The following is a 1,480-nucleotide window of genomic DNA, read 5'->3' as shown; positions in this document are numbered from 1 at the left end:
GGCGCGGCGACAGCACCACCACCCGGTCGGCCAGCGCGACCGCCTCTTCCACATCGTGGGTCACCAGCAGCGTGGTGGTGCCCGCGCTCCGGTGGATCTGCAGCAGCTCCTGCTGCAGGGTATGGCGCGTCAGGGCATCCAGCGCGCCGAAAGGTTCATCCAGCATCAGAATTTGCGGGCGGCCGACGAGGCCGCGGGCAATCGCTACCCGCTGCGCCATGCCGCCCGAGAGCTGGGCGGGCAGCGCGCTGGCAAACTCGGTGAGCTGGACGCGCGCCAGCATCTCCAGCGCCCTCTGCCGCTTCGCCGCCCGGCTCAGCGGCTCGTCCGCCAGGCCGAGCATCACGTTGTCGATAACGTTAAGCCACGGAAACAGGCGCGGCTCCTGAAACACGATACCGCGATCTTTGCCGACGCCGGTCACCGGCTCGCCGTGGATGCGAATCTCGCCCTGGGAGGTGGACTCAAGCCCGACCAGCATCCGCAGCAGCGTTGATTTACCGCAGCCGCTGCTGCCTACCAGCGCCACCAGCTCGCCGGCGGCGATATCCAGGCTGAAGTTCTGTAGCGCCGTCACCTGCTGCCAGGATTTACGGACGCGGTCAAAAGAGACCAGGGGCAAAGTCGTCATAGCGGCTCCTGTTGGCGCCAGCGGGTGGCGCGAATTTCCAGTAAACGTCCGGCTTTATCCAGCGCTGCACCGGTAATACCGATCAGCACCATGCCGCAGAGAATGGTTGGCATATCCAGCAGCTGCTGGGCATTGATCATCAGGCTGCCGATACCGACGCCGGAGGACATGAAATATTCGGCGCCGATATTGCCAAGCCAGGCGTAAATCACCGCCAGCCGCAGGCCAGCAAACATACCGGCGGCGGCGCCGGGAAGAATGAGCCTGCGCAGGCGCGTCAGGCCGCTCAGGCGCAGCACCCTGGCAACCTCATCCAGCTGCGGGCTGCGCTGCAGAACGGCCTGCAGGGTGCTAAAGAACATCGGGAAGAAGGAGGCCAGGGCGATAAACACGATTTTGCCGCCGTTATCGTTGCCGACCCACGCGGTCAGCAGCGGGAGCCAGGCAAACAGGGCGATATGGCGCAGGACGTTAAGCGTCGGCGTAAAGATCGCTCCGGCACGCGGGCGCAGCGCCAGCAGCAGTCCGCAGAGCAGCCCGCAGCCGATGCCCAGCGCGCCGCCGGCAAACGCCCGCCCCAGGCTCGCGAGCATCGCCGAGGCAAGCTCGCCGGTGGCCGCGCCCTGAATAAAGCGCTCGGCCACCGCCAGCGGCGAAGAGAATAACGCGCTATCGATCCAGCCCTGCCCGCTGGCAAGCTGCCACAGCGCCAGCAGCACCAGCGGCAGCTGCAGTGACCGCCATCTGGCCTGCGGTTTCCAGGCCAGGCGCCCGGCCGCCGGCTGCGGCCAGAACACCAGCCGGGAGCAGGCCCGGTTGGCCGCCCACTCCATCGCCATGCCGCTGAGG

At 67.0% G+C, this 1,480-nt stretch carries 2 protein-coding genes; both read right to left on the bottom strand.

Going from position 1 to position 1,480, the window contains the following annotated elements; genetic code table 11:
* Nucleotides 1-631 (bottom strand): ABC transporter ATP-binding protein (locus PFH44_RS27470; protein WP_283826821.1); only part of this gene is annotated, 631 nt, incomplete at its 3' end.
* On the bottom strand, nt 628-1,480 hold an 853-nt coding region (locus PFH44_RS27465; protein WP_283826820.1), incomplete at its 5' end, for an ABC transporter permease. The genes PFH44_RS27470 and PFH44_RS27465, both read right to left, overlap by 4 nt.

The organism is Klebsiella sp. Ech2A (genome assembly GCF_030078455.1).
GTDB classification, from domain to species: Bacteria; Pseudomonadota; Gammaproteobacteria; order Enterobacterales; family Enterobacteriaceae; genus Klebsiella; species Klebsiella terrigena.
This window is presented reverse-complemented; position numbering and strand designations above follow the sequence as displayed.